This is a genomic window from Sediminibacterium salmoneum NBRC 103935, assembly GCF_000511175.1.
In the GTDB taxonomy this organism is placed as follows: Bacteria; Bacteroidota; Bacteroidia; order Chitinophagales; family Chitinophagaceae; genus Sediminibacterium; species Sediminibacterium salmoneum.
Window position 1 is genome coordinate 1,423,989 of sequence record NZ_KI866530.1, and the last position, 859, is coordinate 1,424,847.

3 protein-coding genes are annotated in these 859 nt (G+C 38.6%); all 3 read right to left on the reverse strand.

All coding sequences use genetic code 11. The features are described 5' to 3' along the window. Positions 1 to 301 (reverse strand): 50S ribosomal protein L24 (rplX, locus tag P767_RS16210; protein WP_051417206.1); only part of this gene is annotated, 301 nt, incomplete at its 3' end. A 21-nt stretch (positions 302 to 322) separates the two neighbouring features. Beyond that, entirely contained in the window at positions 323 to 691 is a 369-nt protein-coding gene (rplN, locus tag P767_RS0106830; protein ID WP_026751406.1) for a 50S ribosomal protein L14, read from the reverse strand. 72 nt (positions 692 to 763) lie between these two features. Then, positions 764 to 853: a 30S ribosomal protein S17 gene (gene rpsQ / locus P767_RS16215; RefSeq protein WP_456113460.1), complete on the reverse strand. Its 90-nt coding sequence runs from the start codon at positions 851 to 853 to the stop codon at positions 764 to 766. Positions 854 to 859 lie beyond the last annotated feature (6 nt).

The following is an 859-nucleotide window of genomic DNA, read 5'->3' on the forward strand; positions in this document are numbered from 1 at the left end:
TTAATTTACCATTCTCACGGGTACGCTTCACTTTGGTTGGCTCGCTTTTCTTGGCGTCCCACAACATTACATTACTAATGTTGATCGGAGCTTCTACTTTTACTATACCGCCTTTGGTATTCTGAGCAGAGGGCTTGGTGTGCTTGGTTACGATATTCACTCCTTCTACAACTACACGACCTTTATCGATAATCACTTCCAATACTGTGCGAGGCTTTTTCAAATCCTTGTCATCACCGGCAATAACCACTACGGTATCACCTTTCTTGATGTTGAATTTGGGTTTAAATCTTGTACTCATTTTATTTAGCTTTTAGCTTTTTTATAATACTTCAGGAGCAAGAGAAATAATTTTCATATAACCCTTATCACGCAACTCTCTTGCTACTGGTCCAAAGATACGTGTACCGCGAGGTTCATCTGAGTTGTTCAACAACACAACTGCGTTGTCATCAAAACGGATGTAAGAACCATCTTTTCTGCGGAGTTTGTTTTTAGTACGAACAATAACTGCTTTAGATACTGTTCCTTTTTTAACACCACCTGCAGGAATTGCGTCTTTAACCGTAACAACAATTTTATCGCCGATTTTAGCATAATCCTGACCGCTGTTACCAAGCACCTTGATACAAAGTACTTCTTTAGCGCCACTATTGTCAGCTACATTTAACCTGCTTTCTTGCTGAATCATTTTATTTAGTTTGAAATTTTACATTTAAGAATCAGATACCTGTTGAGGTACAAGAATCCCAAATCAATATTGTTATTTCGCTTTTTCTACAATTTCAACCAGTCTCCAACGCTTGGTTTTACTAAGCGGACGAGTTTCCATGATCTTTACCACATCACCGATGGTGCA